We start from the raw sequence: 16,313 nt of genomic DNA on the forward strand, positions 1-16,313 counted from the left end.
TCCGTTCGAAGTGGACAGTGAGCTCAGGCGAGCGGCTGGTGACCGTCGTTGTCCGAATAGGCTTCTTCGCGGAAGAAGCCCAGCGAACGCATCACCGGGAAGTCGTTGAACGAGAACAGGCACGCGTCGTCGGAGCGGCTGGCGTTGGCGTGCTCGTGCCACGCCCACGACGGGACGCAGAAGATGTCGCCTTCGGACCAGTCGATCCGCTTGCCCGCGACGATCGAGGTGCCGCTGCCCTTGGCCGCGGTGTAGATCTTCGACCCGACCTGGCGGTGGGCGAGTGTGGACTCACCGGCGCGCAGCAGCTGCATGTGCGCGCTCATGGTCGGCATCACCGAACCGCCGGTGAGCGGGTTGCTGTACTCCATGATGATGCCGTCGTACGGCGAGCCGTCGCTCGCCTTCGCCGCGTTGAGCAGCGCTTCGTACGTCTGTTCCCACGGGTAGGCCAGCAGCGGTGAGTGGTTCTTGTGCCACGTGTCACCGAAGGGACGCAGCTGCCCGGCACCGTAGGTCAGCAGTGAGGAGTTCACGACCCCGTCCTGCTTCTGGTAGACGTCCGGGTGCACCTCGTAGAACGGCGCGTCGAGCGCGTTGACCAGCGGGATGTCGAGGCCGTCCTGCCAGATGACCGGGCCGTCGACGCCTTCGAGGCCCTCGTTGCCGTGCTCGTGCCAGGTCCAGTTCGGCGTGATGGCGAAGTCGCGCGGGCCGACCTTGAGCTTCTGCCCGTCGACGATCGTCCACGCGCCGGTGCCCTCCAGCACGAAGCGCAGCGCGGCGGCCTGGTGCCGGTGCGCCGTCATCGACTCGCCGGGACCCATCACCTGCAGGCCGGTGTAGAGGAGTCCCACCGTGGCCGCGATGTCGCGCCGCAGCGGGTTGTAGAGCGCCACCACGCGGCGGCCGGCGTCGTCACCACTGACCAGGTTGAGCGCTTCCAGCACCAGCGGGCGCAGCTGCTCGTAGCTCCACTTGATCGGTACGGACTGCGGCTGCGGGTACCACGGCTCGATCTTGTTCGCGATCGTCCACAGTGCACCGGCGTCGAGCTGCTCCAGCTTCTCGTAGTACGCCCGCAGATCTTCGTTGTCCGTCACCCGTGCGCGGCCCAGCTGGTCATCGCTGTGTGTGGTCATCGCGCCTTCCCGTCCGTATGTCGTTTTCTTGACGACAGTCATAGTTCAGCTATACCGTTCGTGATGTCAAGGGCGCCAGGAGGAAAACTCATGCCGACATCCCCTTCCGCGGGTTCTCCCCCGCTCGCCGGTCTCGAGACCACGATCGAGCGGCGGGTCGAATGGCACGACACCGATGCGTCGGGCCACCAGCACAACTCCGTGGTCCTGCGCTGGGCCGAAGAGGCCGAAGCAGACCTGTTGCGGGGCAAGGACCTCGCGTGGCTGTTCGGCCGCACCCCGCGTGTACGCCACGAGGTGAACTACCGGGGCCGGCTGTGGTTCGGCGACCCGGTGCGCATCACGTTCCGCGTTGCGCAACTCGGGCGTACGTCACTCACGTTCGCCTTCGAGGTCCACGGCCCGAACGGGATCGCCGCCGACGGTTCCGTCGTCGTGGTCCACGCCGAACCCGACAAGCCGGCTGCCACGCCGTGGCCCGACGCCGTGCGGACCGCGCTCAAGAAGGAGGTGCCGGCGTGATGAGGATCGCCATCGTGGGCGGCGGGCCCGGCGGGCTCTACTTCGCCGCGCTCGCCAAGCAGCTCGACCCGAGCCGCGAGGTCACCGTCTGGGAACGCAACGCCGCCGACGACACGTTCGGCTTCGGCGTCGTCTTCTCCGACGAGACGCTCGAAGGCATCACCAACGCCGACCCCACCGTGTTCTCCTCGATGGAGCGGGAGTTCGCCCGGTGGAGTGACATCGACGTGCACTACCGCGGCACGACGCAGACTTCGAGCGGTCACGGCTTCGCCGCCATCGCGCGCAAACGCTTGCTGGAGATCCTGCAGCGGCGCTGCCACGACCTCGGCGTCGACGTCCGGTTCCGCACCGAGGCACCCGACGTCGAGCAGCTCACCGCCGACTACGACCTCGTGATCGCGGCCGACGGCGTGAACTCCGCCATCCGCAAACGCTTCGAGCAGGTCTTCCGCCCCTCGCTCGACGTGCGCCAGTGCCACTACATGTGGCTGGCCACCGACCGCGTGCTGGAGGCGTTCACGTTCCTGGTCGAGGAGACCGAGTTCGGCCCGGTGCAGGTGCACGCCTACCCCTTCAGCGCCGACCGCAGCACGTTCATCGTCGAGCTGAACGACCAGACCTGGCGCGCCGCCGGGTTCACCGACGGCGCCTTCGGTCCCGGCGTCAGCGACACAGCGAGCGTCGAGCGCTGCCGTGAACTGCTGCGCGGTTTCCTCGGCGACGCGGAACTGCTCACCAACAACTCGAAGTGGCTGCGCTTCACCACCGTGCGCAACAAAACGTGGCGCCACGGCAACGTCGTGCTGCTCGGCGACGCCGCCCACACCGCGCACTTCTCCATCGGCTCGGGCACCAAGCTGGCCATGGAGGACGCGCTGGCCCTCGCCGCCGCGCTGGAGGCCACGCCCGGCGACCTCGCCGCGGCGCTGGAGCACTACGAGACCGAACGGCGGCCCGTCGTCGAGTCCACGCAGCGCGCGGCGCAGGCAAGCCTCGAGTGGTTCGAGACGATCGACCACGTCGTGGGCCAGGCGCCGCCGCAGTTCGCGTTCAACCTCCTCACGCGCAGCCGCCGCGTCACCTACGACAACCTGCGCCTGCGCGACCCCGCCTACATCCGCTCCGTCGACCGCTGGTTCAGCACTCATAGCCCCGGCGGCCGCGACGACGGCACGCCCCCGCTGTTCCAGCCGCTCGTCCTGGCGGGCCGGCACCTGCGCAACCGCATCGTCGCCGCGCCGATCGCGACGTACAGCGCGGTCGACGGGATCCCCGGCGAAGCGGAGCTACTGCATCTTTCGGGCAAAGCCCTCGGCGGCGCCGGGCTGGTGCTCACCGGGATGACCGCCGTGACCGCGCACGGCCGCGTCACCCCCGCGTGCCCCGGCCTGTACACCGACGAGCAGGCCACGGCATGGCGCCGCATCACCAACGCCGTGCACGCGCACACCGGCGCCCTGATCGGCGTGCAGCTCAGCCATTCCGGGCGCAAGGGCTCCACGACCGTGCCCGACGCGGCACCGCTGGGCCCGGCGCTGGCCGCCAACGGCTGGCGGACCGTCGCCCCCTCGGCCCTCGCGTACGGCGACCTGCCTGTGCCGCACGAGCTCACGGAAACCGAGCTGCAGGCGTTGATCGAGGACTTCGCCGCGGCCGCGCGCCGGGCCGACGAGGCGGGCTTCGACGTCCTCGAACTGCAGGCCGGACACGGATTCCTGCTCTCGACGTTCCTGTCGCCGCTCACGAACCACCGCACCGACGGCTATGGCGGGACCCTGGAGAACCGCCTGCGCTTCCCGCTCGCCGTCGTGGCCGCGGTGCACGCCGTCTGGCCGCACTACAAGCCGCTGCTCGTGCGGCTCTCGGCCGTCGACTGGGCCGAGGGCGGCACGACGATCGAGGACAGCGTGCGGATCGCCGCCGCGCTGGCCGAACGCGGGGTGGACGCGATCGACGTGTCCAGCGGCGAGGTCGTCGCGCACGAACAGCCGGCGTACGGCCGCAGCTACCAGACGCCGTTCGCCGAACGGATCCGCGCCGACGTCGGCGTCCCGGCGATCGCCGTCGGCGGCATCTCCACCTGCGACGACGCGAACTCGATCGTGCTCGCCGGCCGCGCGGACCTCGTCGGCATCGGCCGGGCGCAGCTGCATGACCCGTCGTGGGCGCTGCACGCGGCGGCCGAGCTCGGTTACTCCGGGCCCGGCGCGTACTGGCCGCCCATCCAGGCCGGCGGCGAGGCCAAACCGCCAAGCGGCGGCCGCGCCCGGCCGTTGCTCACCCTCCGCGCGGACGAACCCTCGCCGGCCCGTTCGCGCTGGACCCCGGTACCCGCCGGAACCCCGAACAGGAGCCTCTGAGCCGTGGAAGACTTCCCCCGCTTCACCGCCGCCGCAGTGCAGGCCGCGCCCGTGTACCTCGACACCGCCGCGACGGTCGCCAAGGCCGTCTCGCTCATCACCGAAGCCGCTTCGCACGGCGCCTCCCTCATCGCGTTCCCCGAGGTCTTCGTGCCCGGCTACCCGTACTGGAACTGGACGATGAACCCGGTGCAGGGCTCGCCGTGGTACGAGCGCCTCTACCGCACCGCCATCGACATCCCCGGCCCGCACCTCGACGCCCTGCGCGCGGCCGCCGCGTCGACGAAGACCACGGTGGTCATCGGCGTCAACGAACGCAGCCGCCACAGCCTCGGGCTGATCTACAACAGCGTCGTCACGATCGGCCCCGACGGTTCGGTCCTCAACGTCCACCGCAAGCTCGTGCCCACGTGGGCCGAGAAACTCACCTGGGGCGGCGGCGACGGCAGCACCGTGCGCGTGCTCGACTCCGCCGTCGGCCCGCTCGGCGCGCTGGCGTGCGGCGAGAACACGAACACGCTCGCGCGGTTCTCCCTGCTGGCGCAAGGAGAACTGGTCCACGTCGCCAGCTACATCTCCCTGCCCGTCGCCCCCGCGGACTACGACATGGCCCAGGCGATCGCCGTCCGCAGCGCCGCGCACGCCTTCGAAGGCAAGCTGTTCTCCGTGGTCGCCTGCTCCACCATCACCGACGAGATGATCGAGATCGCCGCCGGCGACGACGCGGGCATCGCCGAGCTCATGCGCCGCCCGAACAGCGCGCTGTCCGGCATCTTCGGTCCCGACGGCAACCCCGTCGTCGAACCACTCATCGACGAAGAGGGCATCGTCTACGCGGAAATCGACCTGGCTCGCTGCATCCAGCCCAAGCAGATGCACGACATCGTCGGTTCCTACAACCGCTTCGACGTCTTTCAGCTGCACCACGACACCACGCCGCGCCGGCCGGTCGTGTTCGGCGACCGGCCGGGCGGCGAGGGGTTCGCCTCAGCGGGACCCGTCCTCGGCCCCTGGGACCCGGACGAGAGCGCGGCGCGCAGCGCGTGAGCCGGCCGGCCGGTCCGGCGCGAACCACACCGCGACGAAGGAGATCCCGCAGACGGCGATCGCGTACAGCGCGATGGAGCCCGACCAGTTCGTGCCGGCCAGCAGAGCGGTCGCGATGATCGGGGCGAACGCACCGCCGAGCACGGAGCCGATCTGGTAGCCGAGTGAGATGCCGGTGTAGCGGACGCGTTCGCCGAACAGCTCGGCGAACAGGGCGGGCGCCGGGCCGTAGGTCATCGCGAAGAACACCTGGCCGACCACGAGTCCGAGCCCGACGAGCACGGGTGCGCCCGTCTCGACGAGCCGGATGAGCGGGAACGCCCACAGCGCGAAGAGAACCGCGCCGGCCAGGAAGATCCGCCGCCGGCCGACCACGTCGGACCACGCGGCGAACGCCGGCATCGCGACCACGCACACGACGGCCGAGACCAGTACTGCGATGAGGACGGTGCCGCGCGGCTGGTGCAGGTGGTCGGTGGCGTAGGAGACGAGGTACACCGCCAGCAGGTAGTAGCTGGTGCCACCGACCATCGTCGCGCCGGCCGCGAGCACGATCTGGCGCGGGTAGCGGCGCAGGAGCTCGACCAGTGGCGCGCGGCCGCCGCCGCGGGGTGCGGCGGGCGCGTGTTCCGCGACCCGGCTCTGCGCGTACAACGCGACCCCGACGAGGAGAACGCTGAGCAAGAAGGGAATCCGCCAGCCCCAGGTGAGGAAGGCGTCCTCGGGCAACGCCGTGGAGGCCACGAGGAACACGACGTTCGCGAGGATCAACGCGATCGGCACACCGAGCTGCGCGAAACTGCCGTAGAACCCGCGCCGGCCCGGCGGCGCGTTCTCGGTCACGAGCAGCACGGCGCCGCCCCACTGACCGCCGAGCGCGAGGCCCTGCACCAGCCGGAGCACCACGAGAAGAACCGGTGCGGCCGCGCCGATCGACGCGTACGGCGGCACGAGCCCGACCGCGGTGGTGGCGAGCCCCATGATGAGCATCGCCGTGACGAGAGCGGGTTTGCGGCCGACGCGGTCGCCGAAGTGGCCGAACAGCGCGGCGCCCACGGGCCGGACGACGAAGCCGACCGCGAAGGTGCTGAACGCGAGGAGGGTGCCGGCGAGCGGATCACTCGCCGGGAAGAAAAGCTTGCCGAACACGAGCGCGGTCGCCGAGGCGTAGACGAAGAAGTCGTACCACTCGATGGCGGAGCCGGCGAGGCTGACGAGGACGGATCTGCGCAGCGTGGAAGCCGCGGCGGTGCGGGACATGGACACTCCGGTGGGTCGCATGGGCGCAAAGGGGACGGGGGAAACGAGGGGCACCCGGCCGAGGCCGGGTGCCCGGTCGCGAATCAGCTTTCGAGCTCCTTGACCGGGTCGGTGCCGGCGACGTAGGGCGGGTCGTAGATCACGACGAACTCGAGGTCCACGTCGCCGGTGTTGGAAAACCCGTGCGGCAGCCCGGCGGGGATCTTCACGACGCTGCCCGGCTCCACGTCCCAGCTGTCCTTGCCGATGCGGACCGAACCGGTGCCGGCGGTGACGTAGAAGGCGTGGTTGTACGGGTCGCGGTGCAGCTTCGACTTCCCGCCCGGCCCGATCTTCGAGAGCTGGACACTGTAGACGGACGTGTAGTCGTCGTCGACCACGCTTTCGCTGAACTGGAACCCGATGCCGGGGAACCCGGGCTTCTCGAGGCGGTGCCAGGCGATGTCGCTCGGGTTGAGGACGTAGTTCACGGCGGCTCCTTTCACTGGGTCTTCGCGGACAGGTGCTGGAGTTCTTCACAGAGCTCGGCGAATGGCTTCCCGGCCGCCAGGGCGCGCCGGCAGCCGACGAGTGCTTTCGGCCAGTTGACGACCACGGCGCCCGCCGGCCGGCCGGCGGCGCCGAAGACCATCGCGAACGCGTCGCCGGAGCGTTCGAACAGCAGGGTTTCGGTGCCGGCCCGGGGATCGCCGACGAGCTGCACCTTCCAGTCGTACTGGTCGGTCCAGACGTATTCGGCGGGTTTGTGCGCGCGGGGATCACCCGGGTGCACGAGGGTGTGCGCGACGCACGCGGCCTGTTCGACCGCGTTGGTCCAGTGTTCGAACCGCACCGCTCGGCCGTGGCGGGCGGTCTGCCAGCGGGAGACGTCGCCGACCGCGAACACGTGCGGTGCGGCGCGGCCGAACGGGTCGCAGACGACGCCGTCGTCGACCTTCAGCCCGGTGCCGGTCACCCACGCGTCGTCCGGCACGGCGCCGATGCCGACGACCACGGTGGCGGCGTCCACTTCGGACCCGTCGCCGAGCCGGATCCGCAGCCGGCCGCGGATCCGCTCCACCGTCGCGACGCGGGCGCCGAGCCGCACCCGCACTCCGTGCCGCCGGTGCAGGTCCGCGAGCCGGTCGCCGAACACTTCCGGCACCGCGCGGGACAGCAACGCCGGGGTGGCGTCGAGCACGGTCACGTCGGACAGGCCGAGCCGGTTCGCGGTGGCCGCGACCTCCGAGCCGATGAAGCCGCCGCCGATCACGACCACCGGGCCGCCGCGGCCGAGGCCTTCCCGCAGCGCCAGGGTGTCTGCGGCCGTGCGCAGCGAGTGGACGCCTTCGAGGTGCTCCCAGCCGGCGGGCCGCGCGCTCGCGCCGGTGGCGATCACGAGGTCGTCGAAGCCGAGGGCCGACCCGTCGGCCAGGTGCACGCGGGAACCGAGCAGGTCGAGCCGGGTCGCGACCTGCCCGAGCTCGAGCTCGATCTCCGCGTCGGCCGCTTCGCGTTCGGTGAGCAGCCGGACGTCGTCGAGCGCGGTCGAGCCGGCGAGCACCCCCTTGGACAGCGGCGGTTTGTCGTACGGGAGCTCGTCCTCCCGGCCGACCAGCACGACGCGGCCCTCGTAGCCGTGCGACCGCAGCGCCTGGGCCACGCGCACCCCGGCGACGGACGCACCGACGACGACCGTGCGCGGCCTCATGCCCCGTCCACCGCCAGCGCCGCCTCTGGGCACCGGCGCGCGACCTCGCCGACGCGCCCGACCTCGTCCGGTCCGATGGCCTCGCGCAGCAGTGTGACGACTCCGTCGTCGTCGATGTCGAACACGTCGTCGGCGCCGGCCACACAGTTGGCCCAGCCCCGGCACTTCCCCCGATCCGCGTGAACGATGGCCATCCCGTCCTCCTCTTCTATGTCGCCTCTGTGACGACCGCAATAGAAAGAGTAGTCTTCTGCACAGCAGAATGACAACACCCGACGTCGGCTCTCCCTCGGTCAGGTGAGGCCGGCCGGCCGCGCCCAGGGCGCAAAAAAACGGCGGCGACCTGGGCATTTCACCCAGGTCACCGCCGTTCGGAAAAGACGGGGCTCAGCTGTGCAGCAGCGGCGTCGCCTCCCGCACGATCGCCTGGAGTGCCGTCGCGACGACGAGCTGCTGCGACTCGGGCATGCGGCTCGCGGGCACGGCGACGTTGAACGAGATCCGGCCGGCCCCCACCGTCACCGGGAAGGCGACCGCCACCGACGACACCCCGGCCTCGCTCTCCTCGGCACTGGTGGCGTAGCCGAGCTCGCGCACCCGCCCGAGCTCGGCTTCGAGGTCACCGCGGGTGCGGATGCTGCGGTCGGTGAGCCCGCTGATCCGCTCGTCCGGGTAGAGCACCCGCAGCTGATCGGTGCTGAGGCCGGCCAGCATCGCCTTGCCCGACGACGTCGAGCTCGCCGGCAGCGAGCTGCCCAGCCGCGACGCGACCCGGACCGCTTGCGGGCTCTCGATCGCGTCGACGAACCGCACGCTCGTGCCGTCGAGCACGCCGAGGTGCACGGTCTCGCGCAGCTCGGCGTTGAGGCGTTCGAGGTAGGGCCGCAGCACCTGGCGGAAGTCGAACCGCTCGAGGATCGAGAACGCCACGCCGGTCAGCGCCGTACCCGGCTCGTAGGTTTTCGTGGCCGGGTTCTGCCGCACGAACCCGCGGTAGAGCAGCATCGCCATCAGCCGGTGCGCTGTGGACGAGGCGACGCCGAGGTACTCGCTCACCTCCGCCAGCCGCACCTCCGACCGCTCGCCGAACAGCAGCAGCAGCTTGAGCGCGTTGTCGACGGATTCGATCGGGTACTGCGGCGGGTTGACGCCCGCCACGCCCTCGCTTCTGCTCATGCGGAGGACTGTATTCCGCTCGGCGCGGGCGCCGCGAATCTCCCGGTTGTCCGGGTGTCGAAGGACTCTCCGGACGTCAGTTCGCCAGCAGGTGCCGGGTCGACGGCGGTTCCACCGAGAACCCAGCCACTTCCCGGTACAGCCCGGCGTCCTCGCCGGTGATGCGTTCGTGGTGCTGGCGCAGGTGCTCGGCCCAGGTCGCGACCTCGAAGACCTCGACGTAGCGGTCGGGCACGCTCAGGTCGCGGTAGGCGCTCCACCGGCGGGCGCCCGTGCGCTGGCGTGAGACGCCCACGCGGGTGAGCAGGGCCAGGAACTCGGCCGAGCTCTCGGCCGGGACGTGGTAGGCGACCTCGACCAGCACGGGTCCCGCCGTGGGGTCGAGGGTTTCCTCGTCGCCGGTGAGCACGGCGATCTCCGGTTCCGGCCACGGCGTGACGATCGTGCGGTCCAGCTCGCCCGTGCGCGCGTGGATGGGGAGCACGAACAGCGACGCCGCGCCCAGCACCAGCAGCACACCGGAGATGGCGAGCGTCGTCGCGGCGCCCAGGCCGGCGGCGACCAGGCCCCAGATCAGCGCGCCGACGCCCTGGCCGCCCAGGAAGATCATCAGGTACACCGCCAGCGCCCGCGCGCGGACCCAGCCGGGCAGCGCGAGCTGCAGCGTGGTGTTCAAAGTGGACAGTCCCGCCAGCCAGCCGGCGCCGCCCGGCACGAGCAGGACCGCGACCACCGCCGCGCTCGGCAGCAGCGCGGCGGCGAACACCCCGACCGCGTAGGCGATGGTGGCGGCCCCCAGCAGCGTGTTGCGGCCGAACCTCGCGCGCATCGGCCGCATCAGCACGGCGCCGCCCACCGCGCCGAGGCCGAGGGCGCCGAGCAGCACGCCGTAGCCGCCGGAACCGAGACCGAGCCGGTCAGCGGCCACGACCGGCAGCAGCCCCCACAACGCCGACGCGGGCAGCACGAACACCAAGGCGCGCACCAGGATCCGGCGGACACCGGGCGCGTACCGCACATACCGGATTCCGGCGCGCAAGGCGGGCAGCAAGGGTTCCGCCGGGCCGGCGGACTCGGCGCTCGTGCGCCGCCACATCAGCACGGCGCCCAGGATCAGCAGGTCCGACACCGCGTTGATGCCGAACACCACCGCCGGCCCCGTCAGCGCCAGCACGAACCCGGCGAGCGCCGGCCCGATCGCGCGCGCGATGTTGACGTTGAGACTGCCCAGCGCCGCCGCCGACGGCAGTTCCTCGCGCGGCACCAGCTCGGGCTGGATCGCCTGCCAGGCCGGGCTCATCAGCGCCTGGCACACGCCGAGCAGCAGCGTGATCGTGATCAGCGTCGCCGGTGTCACGAGGCCCTGGCTGCTCAGCACCGCCAGGATCCCCGTGATCACAACCATCACCGCCGTGAGCACTGCGATGATCCTCCGCCGGTCGAGCACGTCGGCCAGTACGCCCGCCGGCAACGACACGAACAGCACCGGGATCAGGCTCGCGGCTTGCACGATCGAGGTCAGCGTGGCGGCGTCGGGCTGGTGCACGACCGTCCACTGCGCACCGACCGACTGCATCCAGCTGCCGACGTTCGAGCCCAGCTGCGCGAACCACAGCGCACGGAACACGTGCCGGCGCAGTGGCGCCCACGTGGACGACGCGGGGGCGGACGGTGCGGCCGACAACGGCGACTCCTCGAGCCGGGCGCGCGGACCGGATGTCTGTGCGCGGGGTGATCCTACGGCGCCGGTCCCGGCACGGCGGCCGTCCGCCGTGGTCGCGAGAACCGGCCACGGGGCCGGCTCGCGTTCCGGGATTGACATCACGGTGACCGTGTCCCACTATCTCTTCGTCGGACGTATGTTCGTCAGACGTCCATGTGTTCGTCGGTCGCACACTCTTCGGTCCGGAGCACCTCCCCCGTGGCCGGAGACGCCGGCCGTGGTCCCGTCAGCGCGGAAGGGAACCCACCTTGAGAACCCTGAGAACCGGGCGCGTGCTCGTCTACCTGCTGCTTCTGGGTGCGGTCACGGTCAACTACGTCGACCGCGTCATCCTCTCCGTGGCCGCGAAGCCCATCTCACAAGAGCTCGGGCTCTCGGCGCCGGAGCTGGGACTGCTGCTTTCGGCTTTCCTGTGGAGCTACCTGGTCTTCGTGCTGCCGTGGGGAATCCTCACCGACAAGATCGGCACCAAACCGTCGACGGTTTCCGGGCTGGCACTGTGGACGGTCGCGACGCTCCTGACCGGGGTGTCGGGCGGATTCGGGTCGCTGTTCGCCTTCCGGCTCGTCATGGGCGTGGGCGAGGCGTCGACGTACCCGGCCGGCGCGGCCGCCATCCGCGAGTGGATCCCGACCCGCGAGCGCGGGCTGGCCACCACCGTGTTCAACGCCGGCGGGTACGCCGGCCCCGCGATCGGCTCGGTCGTCGTCGGGTTCCTGGTCGGCCAGTTCGGCTGGCGAAGCGGGTTCTACTTCGGCGCGATCCTCGGCGTGCTCGTGCTGCTGGCATGGATCTTCGTCTACAAGCGACCCGAGCAGGCCCGCTTCATCGGCGAGGCCGAGCGCACGAAGATCCTCACCGAACGCGGCGACCCGGACCGGCCCGGTCACGGCGGTTCGTCCCTCGGCACGTTGCTGCGCTCGCGCACGATGTGGGGGATGTTCGTGGCGCAGGGCTGCGCCGTGTACACCGTCTACATGTTCCTGACCTGGCTGCCGAGCTACCTGCAGGCGACCCACGGGCTCACCGTCCTGAAGTCCGGCCTCTACACCGCCGTGCCGTACGCCGTGGCCGTGCCCGGGACCATGTTCGTCGGCTGGCTCAGCGACCGCCTGCTGCGCGGCCGTCCGGCCGGTTCGGGCCGCCGCCGCGTGATGGTCACCGTGACGATGCTGGTCTCCTCGTGCATCCTGCTCACGCCGTTCGTCACCAACGCCGCGGTGATCCTGGCGCTGTTCTCCTTGTCGCTCACCAGCATCGGCAGTGCGGTGGGCCTCAACATCGCACTGCTCAACGACTTGCTCGCCGACCCGGCGGACACCGGGCGAGCAAACGGGATCCTCATGGTGGGCGGCAACGGGTTCGGCGTGCTCGCGCCCATTGCGACCGGCTACGTGATCGCGTGGTCCGGCGGCTACGGCACGGCGTTCGTCGTCGCCGGCGTGCTCCTCGTCGTCGGCGCCGTGCTGACCATGACGATGACGCGCACCCCGATCGCCGCCCGCCGGGCCGTCACGAACGAGCTGGTGGCCCCATGACCGACGCGACGGCCAAGGACGACATCCGCGAACTGCTGGCCACCTACTGCTTCCTGCTCGACGGCTACGAACTCGCGGAGTTCTCCCTCCTGTTCACCGAAACCGGCACGTGGGAGTCGCGCAACGGCACGGCAACCGGGCCCGCCGCCGTCGAAGAGCTCATGAGCGCCCTCGTGCCGCCGCCCGGGCCTGGCACGCGACGCAAGCACCTCACGACGAACATCGTCATCCGGTTCGACGGCGACGATCGGGCCACCGTGCGGTCGAACTTCCTCGTCGTGCGCGACACGAGCGCGGGCCCTGCGATCGCAGTGGCCGGCACCTACACCGACCGCGTGGTCAGGACCGGAGCCGGCTGGCTGTTCGAACACCGGAAGCTCGCGCACGACATCACCGGCGAGTCCGGCCTGAATCCGACGTGACCGGTCAGCGGGCGGTGTTGTGGTAACGGAAGACCCGCCGCTCCCGCGCCGTCACCGTCGCCATCACGCGGTCGCGCCACGGGGTACCGGTCGCGTGCCGGTACCCCGGCTCGTCGAACAGCTCCACGCCGGAGATCTCGTGCAGCGCCAGCAGATCCGGCCCCGCTCCCTCGACGCGCCGATAGCGCCGGATGCGGTGCCAGCCCGGCAGCTCCAGCAGCAGTGGCACGTGCTCTTCGCGGTACCACTCGTCCAGCGCCGCCTCGTCGCCGGTCAGCGCGACCGCGACGAGCACCGGTGCCGGGCCGGTCTGTTCGCCGTACTCGGCGGTCAGCTCGTACACGCGCCGGTCGAGCGTCTCGAGGCGTTCGACCACCGACTGCTCACGCGGGCTGCGCCGGCGCACGGCCGCGTACTCCGCGGACGCCAGCGAGGCGAGGTCGAGCTCGTACCACGCGAGCCACGACGGCGTGGCGCCGTCGATCGCCCGGTACCGGTAGCCGCTGCGCACACCGGGCACGGCGACCCGCGCCGGCGCGTGCTCACCGTCGTACCAGTCGTGGAACTCGTCCTCGCCGACCGCGCCCGGTTCGGAAAGCACGCAGAGCAGCCCGTCCGTCATCCGTCACTCCTCGCCCTCGCTCGGGTACCGTTCTCGTCAGGCAGCAACCAGGGAAAGGGACGGCAGTGTCGAGAGAAGACCCCGACGTCATCGACTCGGTGGAGAAGGCGTTCCGGTTGCTGCAGGTCTTTTCCGCCGAGCGCGCCGCGATGACCGTCAGCGACGCCGCCGCGGCCACCGGGTTCACCCGCGCCACGGCCCGCCGCATCCTGCTCACGCTGGAGCGCCTGGGGTTCGCGGAGGCCGACGACCGCCACTTCCGCCTCACCGCCCGGGTGCTGCGCCTGGGCTACGGCTACCTCGCCGCCCTGCCGTTCTGGGAGCACGCCCAGCCGCACATGCGCGAGCTGGCCGACGAGCTGCGGGAGTCGTGCTCGATGGCCACCTTGGACGGTCCCGAAATCGTGTACGTGGCCCGGGTCCCGGCGTCGCGGTCGATGTCCATCACGCTCAATGTCGGCTCGCGCCTGCCCGCCTACCCCACGTCGATGGGCCGGGTCCTGCTCGCGGCACTGCCCGAGGCGGACCTGCGATCCTATCTGGACAGTGTGCACCTGGAAAAGCTCACGCGCCACACCATCACCGATCCCGCGCGGCTGTGGGCCGAGCTGCACGAGGTCGCCGAAGCGGGGTTCGCCGTGGTCGACGGGGAACGGGAAGAAGGCGTGCGCTCGGCGGCGGCGCCCGTGCGCGGAGCGGGCGGGCGGACGCTGGCCGCGCTCAACGTGTCGGTCAACGCGGCCCGCGTGTCGCAGGCCGAGCTGCGCAAGCGGTTCGTGCCCCGGCTGCTGGAAACGGCCGACGCGATCACCAAGGACATCGAGGGTCTGCACTAGACCTCCGGCGAGCCGGCGTCCGGGAAGTCGAAGCACTCCGCGGGATTCGTCACGAGCAGCCGTTCGCGGGCGGCCGCGTCCGGCGCGATCTCGGCGATCAGGTCGACGAGATCGCCGTCGTCGGGGACGAACCCGGTGGTGTTCGGGTGCGGGAAGTCCGTGCCCCACAGGACGCGGTCCGGCGCCCGCGTGGCCAGGAGCCGGGCCAGTGCGGCGGAATCCGCGAGGCTCGGCGGCGCGGTCGCGATGCGGTCCGTGCCGCTCAGCTTGACCCACACGGTCCCGGTCGCCAGCAGGTCCAGCAATGCCCGCACGGCCGCGCTGTCGAGACCCTCGCGCAGGTCGACCCGCGCGAGGTGGTCGATCACCACCCGCACCCCCAGCGACCGCACCAGGTCCGCGTGCTCGGCGATACCGGCACCGGCCACGTGCAGCGCGAGGTGCCAGCCGTGGGGCCGGATGAGCTCGAGAACGCGATCGATCTCGTCGCGCGCCGGTGCCGGGCCGAGGTGCGGGGTGAAGTTCAGGCGCGCGCCGCGGACCCCCGCCTCGTGCAGCCGCTTCACCTCCGCCGCGGACGTGTCCGGCCGGATCAGCGCCACGCCGCGGTAGCGGCCGCCGGAAGTCTCCAGCGCGTCGAGGAGCGCGGCGTGGTCGGTGCCGTGGCACGCGGGCTGCACGAGCACCGCGCGGTCGATCCCGAGCAGCCGGTGCAGCGCCCGCAGGTCTTCCTTCGGCGACGCCGGCGGCGTGTAGGACCGGCCCTCGGCGTACGGGAACTTCGCCGTCGGGCCGAAGACGTGGCAGTGCGCGTCACAACTGTTGGCGGGCAACGGGATTCGCGGCGCGTGCGGGTGGGGGTGCGGGCCCGGGTTGCGCGGGTCCGTCACTGGCCGACCTCCAGCGCGACCAGGAACCGCGACACGAGGTTGTACGCGCCCACGGTCACCGTCAGCTCGACGATCTCCTGCTCCGCGAAGTGCTTCTGCAGAGCCAGGAACACCTCGTCCGGCACGGCGACCTGCTTCGTCATCGCGTCGGTGTAGGCCAGCACCGCCAGCTGCCGCTCGTCCAGGACGCTCAGGTCGGCGCCCTCGCGCAAAGCCTCGATCTCCTCGGCCGGCAGACCGGCCTCCGCGGCGACGAGGGCGTGGGCGGTCCACTCGTACTCGGCGCCGTTGAGCTCGGCGACCCGCAGGATCGCCAGCTCCCGCACCGTCGCGGGGAGGACGCCCTGCTTGCGGATCGCGCCGAGCAGGCTGTTCCAGCCGTCGGCGAAAGGCGGGCTGTGCAACAGCATGCGATCGAGCGGGGTCAGGCGCCCCCCACGGCGCGCGCGGATGCGGTCGGCGACTTCGCCGCTCTCGTCCGCGTAGTCCAGCCTGGCCATGTGCGATCTCCTTGTGTTCGTCAGACGTACACTTGAACGTCTGACGAACGAGTATGGCCAGTGCCGAGGGGACCGGTCAACCCGCGAAGGCCGCACCGGGACGAGATCGACGCCACGTTCACCGCGTCTGGAGTGGTCCGCTGAACGATTTGCGCAGGCTCGGCGGCCCGACCACCCGCAGGAGCGTCGCGAGGATCTTGCCCTTCGGCGTCGACGGGGTGCGGGTGAGCTCGACGTCGACGCGGGTGCCTTCGCCGGCCGGCCGCAGCCGGAAGACCCAGCCGCCGCCGGGGCCGAAGAGCTTGGAGTCGAGTGTGGTGACGGTGACGCTCGTGGCGTCCCATTCGTAGCGCGCGCGTTCCCACGCCGCGCTGGTCCCTTCCGTCACTTCGGCCCAGGTGGCGCCGAGGGCGTGGACCTCGAAGTGCTCGGCGTCGATCGAGGGCCAGTGCTCGGCGCGGGCGGGGCCGAAGTCGGTGAGCACGGCGAGCGCGGCGGCCGGGGTGAGGGCGGAGTCGAGGTGGAAGCGGATGACGGGCACGGTGTTTCCCTTCGGAGGTGGTGACGTCATCGTCGCCGCGG

Annotated in this window: 17 protein-coding genes; 6 read left to right on the plus strand and 11 right to left on the minus strand. The window is 71.2% G+C overall.

The genetic code is table 11. From position 1 onward, the window contains the following. Positions 1-23: 23 nt before the first annotated feature. Positions 24-1,142, minus strand: coding sequence for a cupin domain-containing protein (locus tag K1T34_RS01605; protein WP_220242527.1), 1,119 nt, complete (start codon positions 1,140-1,142; stop codon positions 24-26). Positions 1,143-1,232: 90 nt separating this feature from the next. On the opposite strand from K1T34_RS01605, the gene K1T34_RS01610 reads away from it, so the two are divergent. The 3 genes from K1T34_RS01610 to K1T34_RS01620 are packed head-to-tail and all read left to right on the plus strand — an operon-like array spanning position 1,233 to position 5,074. Further along, positions 1,233-1,664, plus strand: coding sequence for a thioesterase family protein (locus tag K1T34_RS01610; RefSeq protein WP_220242528.1), 432 nt, complete (start codon positions 1,233-1,235; stop codon positions 1,662-1,664). Further along, positions 1,664-4,027 (plus strand): FAD-dependent monooxygenase, encoded by a 2,364-nt coding sequence (locus K1T34_RS01615; RefSeq protein WP_220242529.1) that lies wholly within the window; start codon positions 1,664-1,666, stop codon positions 4,025-4,027. Before K1T34_RS01610 ends, K1T34_RS01615 begins: the two co-directional genes overlap by 1 nt. A gap of 3 nt (positions 4,028-4,030) precedes the next feature. Beyond that, on the plus strand, positions 4,031-5,074 hold the full coding sequence (locus K1T34_RS01620; protein WP_220242530.1) for a carbon-nitrogen hydrolase family protein: 1,044 nt from the start codon (positions 4,031-4,033) through the stop codon (positions 5,072-5,074). On the opposite strand, the gene K1T34_RS01625 is transcribed toward K1T34_RS01620, so the two are convergent. The 6 genes from K1T34_RS01625 to K1T34_RS01650 all read right to left on the minus strand — a co-directional run bounded on the left by K1T34_RS01625 (position 5,015) and on the right by K1T34_RS01650 (position 10,884). Continuing rightward, positions 5,015-6,334, minus strand: coding sequence for an MFS transporter (locus tag K1T34_RS01625; protein WP_220242531.1), 1,320 nt, complete (start codon positions 6,332-6,334; stop codon positions 5,015-5,017). The genes K1T34_RS01620 and K1T34_RS01625 overlap by 60 nt on opposite strands. A gap of 83 nt (positions 6,335-6,417) precedes the next feature. Continuing rightward, complete coding sequence (locus K1T34_RS01630) at positions 6,418-6,804, minus strand: cupin domain-containing protein (RefSeq protein WP_220242532.1); 387 nt, start codon at positions 6,802-6,804, stop codon at positions 6,418-6,420. A gap of 11 nt (positions 6,805-6,815) precedes the next feature. Further along, positions 6,816-8,024 (minus strand): NAD(P)/FAD-dependent oxidoreductase, encoded by a 1,209-nt coding sequence (locus tag K1T34_RS01635; RefSeq protein WP_220242533.1) that lies wholly within the window; start codon positions 8,022-8,024, stop codon positions 6,816-6,818. After that, positions 8,021-8,218, minus strand: coding sequence for a ferredoxin (locus K1T34_RS01640; protein ID WP_220242534.1), 198 nt, complete (start codon positions 8,216-8,218; stop codon positions 8,021-8,023). The genes K1T34_RS01635 and K1T34_RS01640 overlap by 4 nt, the downstream gene beginning before the upstream one ends. 193 nt (positions 8,219-8,411) lie before the next feature. Then, positions 8,412-9,200, minus strand: coding sequence for an IclR family transcriptional regulator (locus K1T34_RS01645; RefSeq protein WP_220242535.1), 789 nt, complete (start codon positions 9,198-9,200; stop codon positions 8,412-8,414). Positions 9,201-9,276: 76 nt separating this feature from the next. Further along, positions 9,277-10,884 (minus strand): MFS transporter, encoded by a 1,608-nt coding sequence (locus K1T34_RS01650; protein WP_220242536.1) that lies wholly within the window; start codon positions 10,882-10,884, stop codon positions 9,277-9,279. Between the two features lie 287 nt (positions 10,885-11,171). On the opposite strand from K1T34_RS01650, the gene K1T34_RS01655 reads away from it, so the two are divergent. Continuing rightward, positions 11,172-12,461 carry an MFS transporter gene (locus K1T34_RS01655; RefSeq protein ID WP_220242537.1) on the plus strand — a complete coding sequence of 430 codons (1,290 nt, stop codon included), beginning with the start codon at positions 11,172-11,174 and terminating at the stop codon, positions 12,459-12,461. Then, positions 12,458-12,883 carry a nuclear transport factor 2 family protein gene (locus tag K1T34_RS01660; RefSeq protein ID WP_220242538.1) on the plus strand — a complete coding sequence of 142 codons (426 nt, stop codon included), beginning with the start codon at positions 12,458-12,460 and terminating at the stop codon, positions 12,881-12,883. The genes K1T34_RS01655 and K1T34_RS01660 overlap by 4 nt, the downstream gene beginning before the upstream one ends. A 4-nt stretch (positions 12,884-12,887) precedes the next feature. Here the strand turns inward: K1T34_RS01660 and K1T34_RS01665 are convergent, their stop codons facing one another. Continuing rightward, entirely contained in the window at positions 12,888-13,505 is a 618-nt protein-coding gene (locus K1T34_RS01665) for a hypothetical protein (RefSeq protein WP_220242539.1), read from the minus strand. A gap of 65 nt (positions 13,506-13,570) precedes the next feature. Between K1T34_RS01665 and K1T34_RS01670 the strand changes: the two genes are divergently transcribed. Further along, complete coding sequence (locus tag K1T34_RS01670) at positions 13,571-14,341, plus strand: IclR family transcriptional regulator C-terminal domain-containing protein (protein ID WP_220242540.1); 771 nt, start codon at positions 13,571-13,573, stop codon at positions 14,339-14,341. Here the strand turns inward: K1T34_RS01670 and K1T34_RS01675 are convergent. The 3 genes from K1T34_RS01675 to K1T34_RS01685 all read right to left on the minus strand — a co-directional run bounded on the left by K1T34_RS01675 (position 14,338) and on the right by K1T34_RS01685 (position 16,272). Further along, the gene (locus K1T34_RS01675; RefSeq protein ID WP_220242541.1) at positions 14,338-15,231 is read right to left on the minus strand and encodes an amidohydrolase; all 894 of its coding nucleotides are present in this window, start codon (positions 15,229-15,231) and stop codon (positions 14,338-14,340) included. The genes K1T34_RS01670 and K1T34_RS01675 overlap by 4 nt on opposite strands. Further along, complete coding sequence (locus K1T34_RS01680) at positions 15,228-15,731, minus strand: carboxymuconolactone decarboxylase family protein (RefSeq protein ID WP_220242542.1); 504 nt, start codon at positions 15,729-15,731, stop codon at positions 15,228-15,230. Before K1T34_RS01680 ends, K1T34_RS01675 begins: the two co-directional genes overlap by 4 nt. Positions 15,732-15,849: 118 nt before the next feature. Continuing rightward, positions 15,850-16,272 (minus strand): hypothetical protein, encoded by a 423-nt coding sequence (locus K1T34_RS01685; RefSeq protein WP_220242543.1) that lies wholly within the window; start codon positions 16,270-16,272, stop codon positions 15,850-15,852. Positions 16,273-16,313: the final 41 nt, after the last annotated feature.

Origin of the sequence: Amycolatopsis sp. DSM 110486, from assembly GCF_019468465.1 — a bacterium.
GTDB lineage: Bacteria > Actinomycetota > Actinomycetes > Mycobacteriales > Pseudonocardiaceae > Amycolatopsis.

Coding starts and splice junctions, on each gene's coding strand:
- K1T34_RS01625 (WP_220242531.1), bottom strand. CDS start 6,334: ATGTCCCGCACCGCCGCGGCTTCCACGCTGCGCAGATCCGTCCTCGTC.
- K1T34_RS01615 (WP_220242529.1), top strand. CDS start 1,664: ATGAGGATCGCCATCGTGGGCGGCGGGCCCGGCGGGCTCTACTTCGCC.
- K1T34_RS01645 (WP_220242535.1), bottom strand. CDS start 9,200: ATGAGCAGAAGCGAGGGCGTGGCGGGCGTCAACCCGCCGCAGTACCCG.
- K1T34_RS01680 (WP_220242542.1), bottom strand. CDS start 15,731: ATGGCCAGGCTGGACTACGCGGACGAGAGCGGCGAAGTCGCCGACCGC.
- K1T34_RS01605 (WP_220242527.1), bottom strand. CDS start 1,142: ATGACCACACACAGCGATGACCAGCTGGGCCGCGCACGGGTGACGGAC.
- K1T34_RS01635 (WP_220242533.1), bottom strand. CDS start 8,024: ATGAGGCCGCGCACGGTCGTCGTCGGTGCGTCCGTCGCCGGGGTGCGC.
- K1T34_RS01660 (WP_220242538.1), top strand. CDS start 12,458: ATGACCGACGCGACGGCCAAGGACGACATCCGCGAACTGCTGGCCACC.
- K1T34_RS01665 (WP_220242539.1), bottom strand. CDS start 13,505: ATGACGGACGGGCTGCTCTGCGTGCTTTCCGAACCGGGCGCGGTCGGC.
- K1T34_RS01610 (WP_220242528.1), top strand. CDS start 1,233: ATGCCGACATCCCCTTCCGCGGGTTCTCCCCCGCTCGCCGGTCTCGAG.
- K1T34_RS01640 (WP_220242534.1), bottom strand. CDS start 8,218: ATGGCCATCGTTCACGCGGATCGGGGGAAGTGCCGGGGCTGGGCCAAC.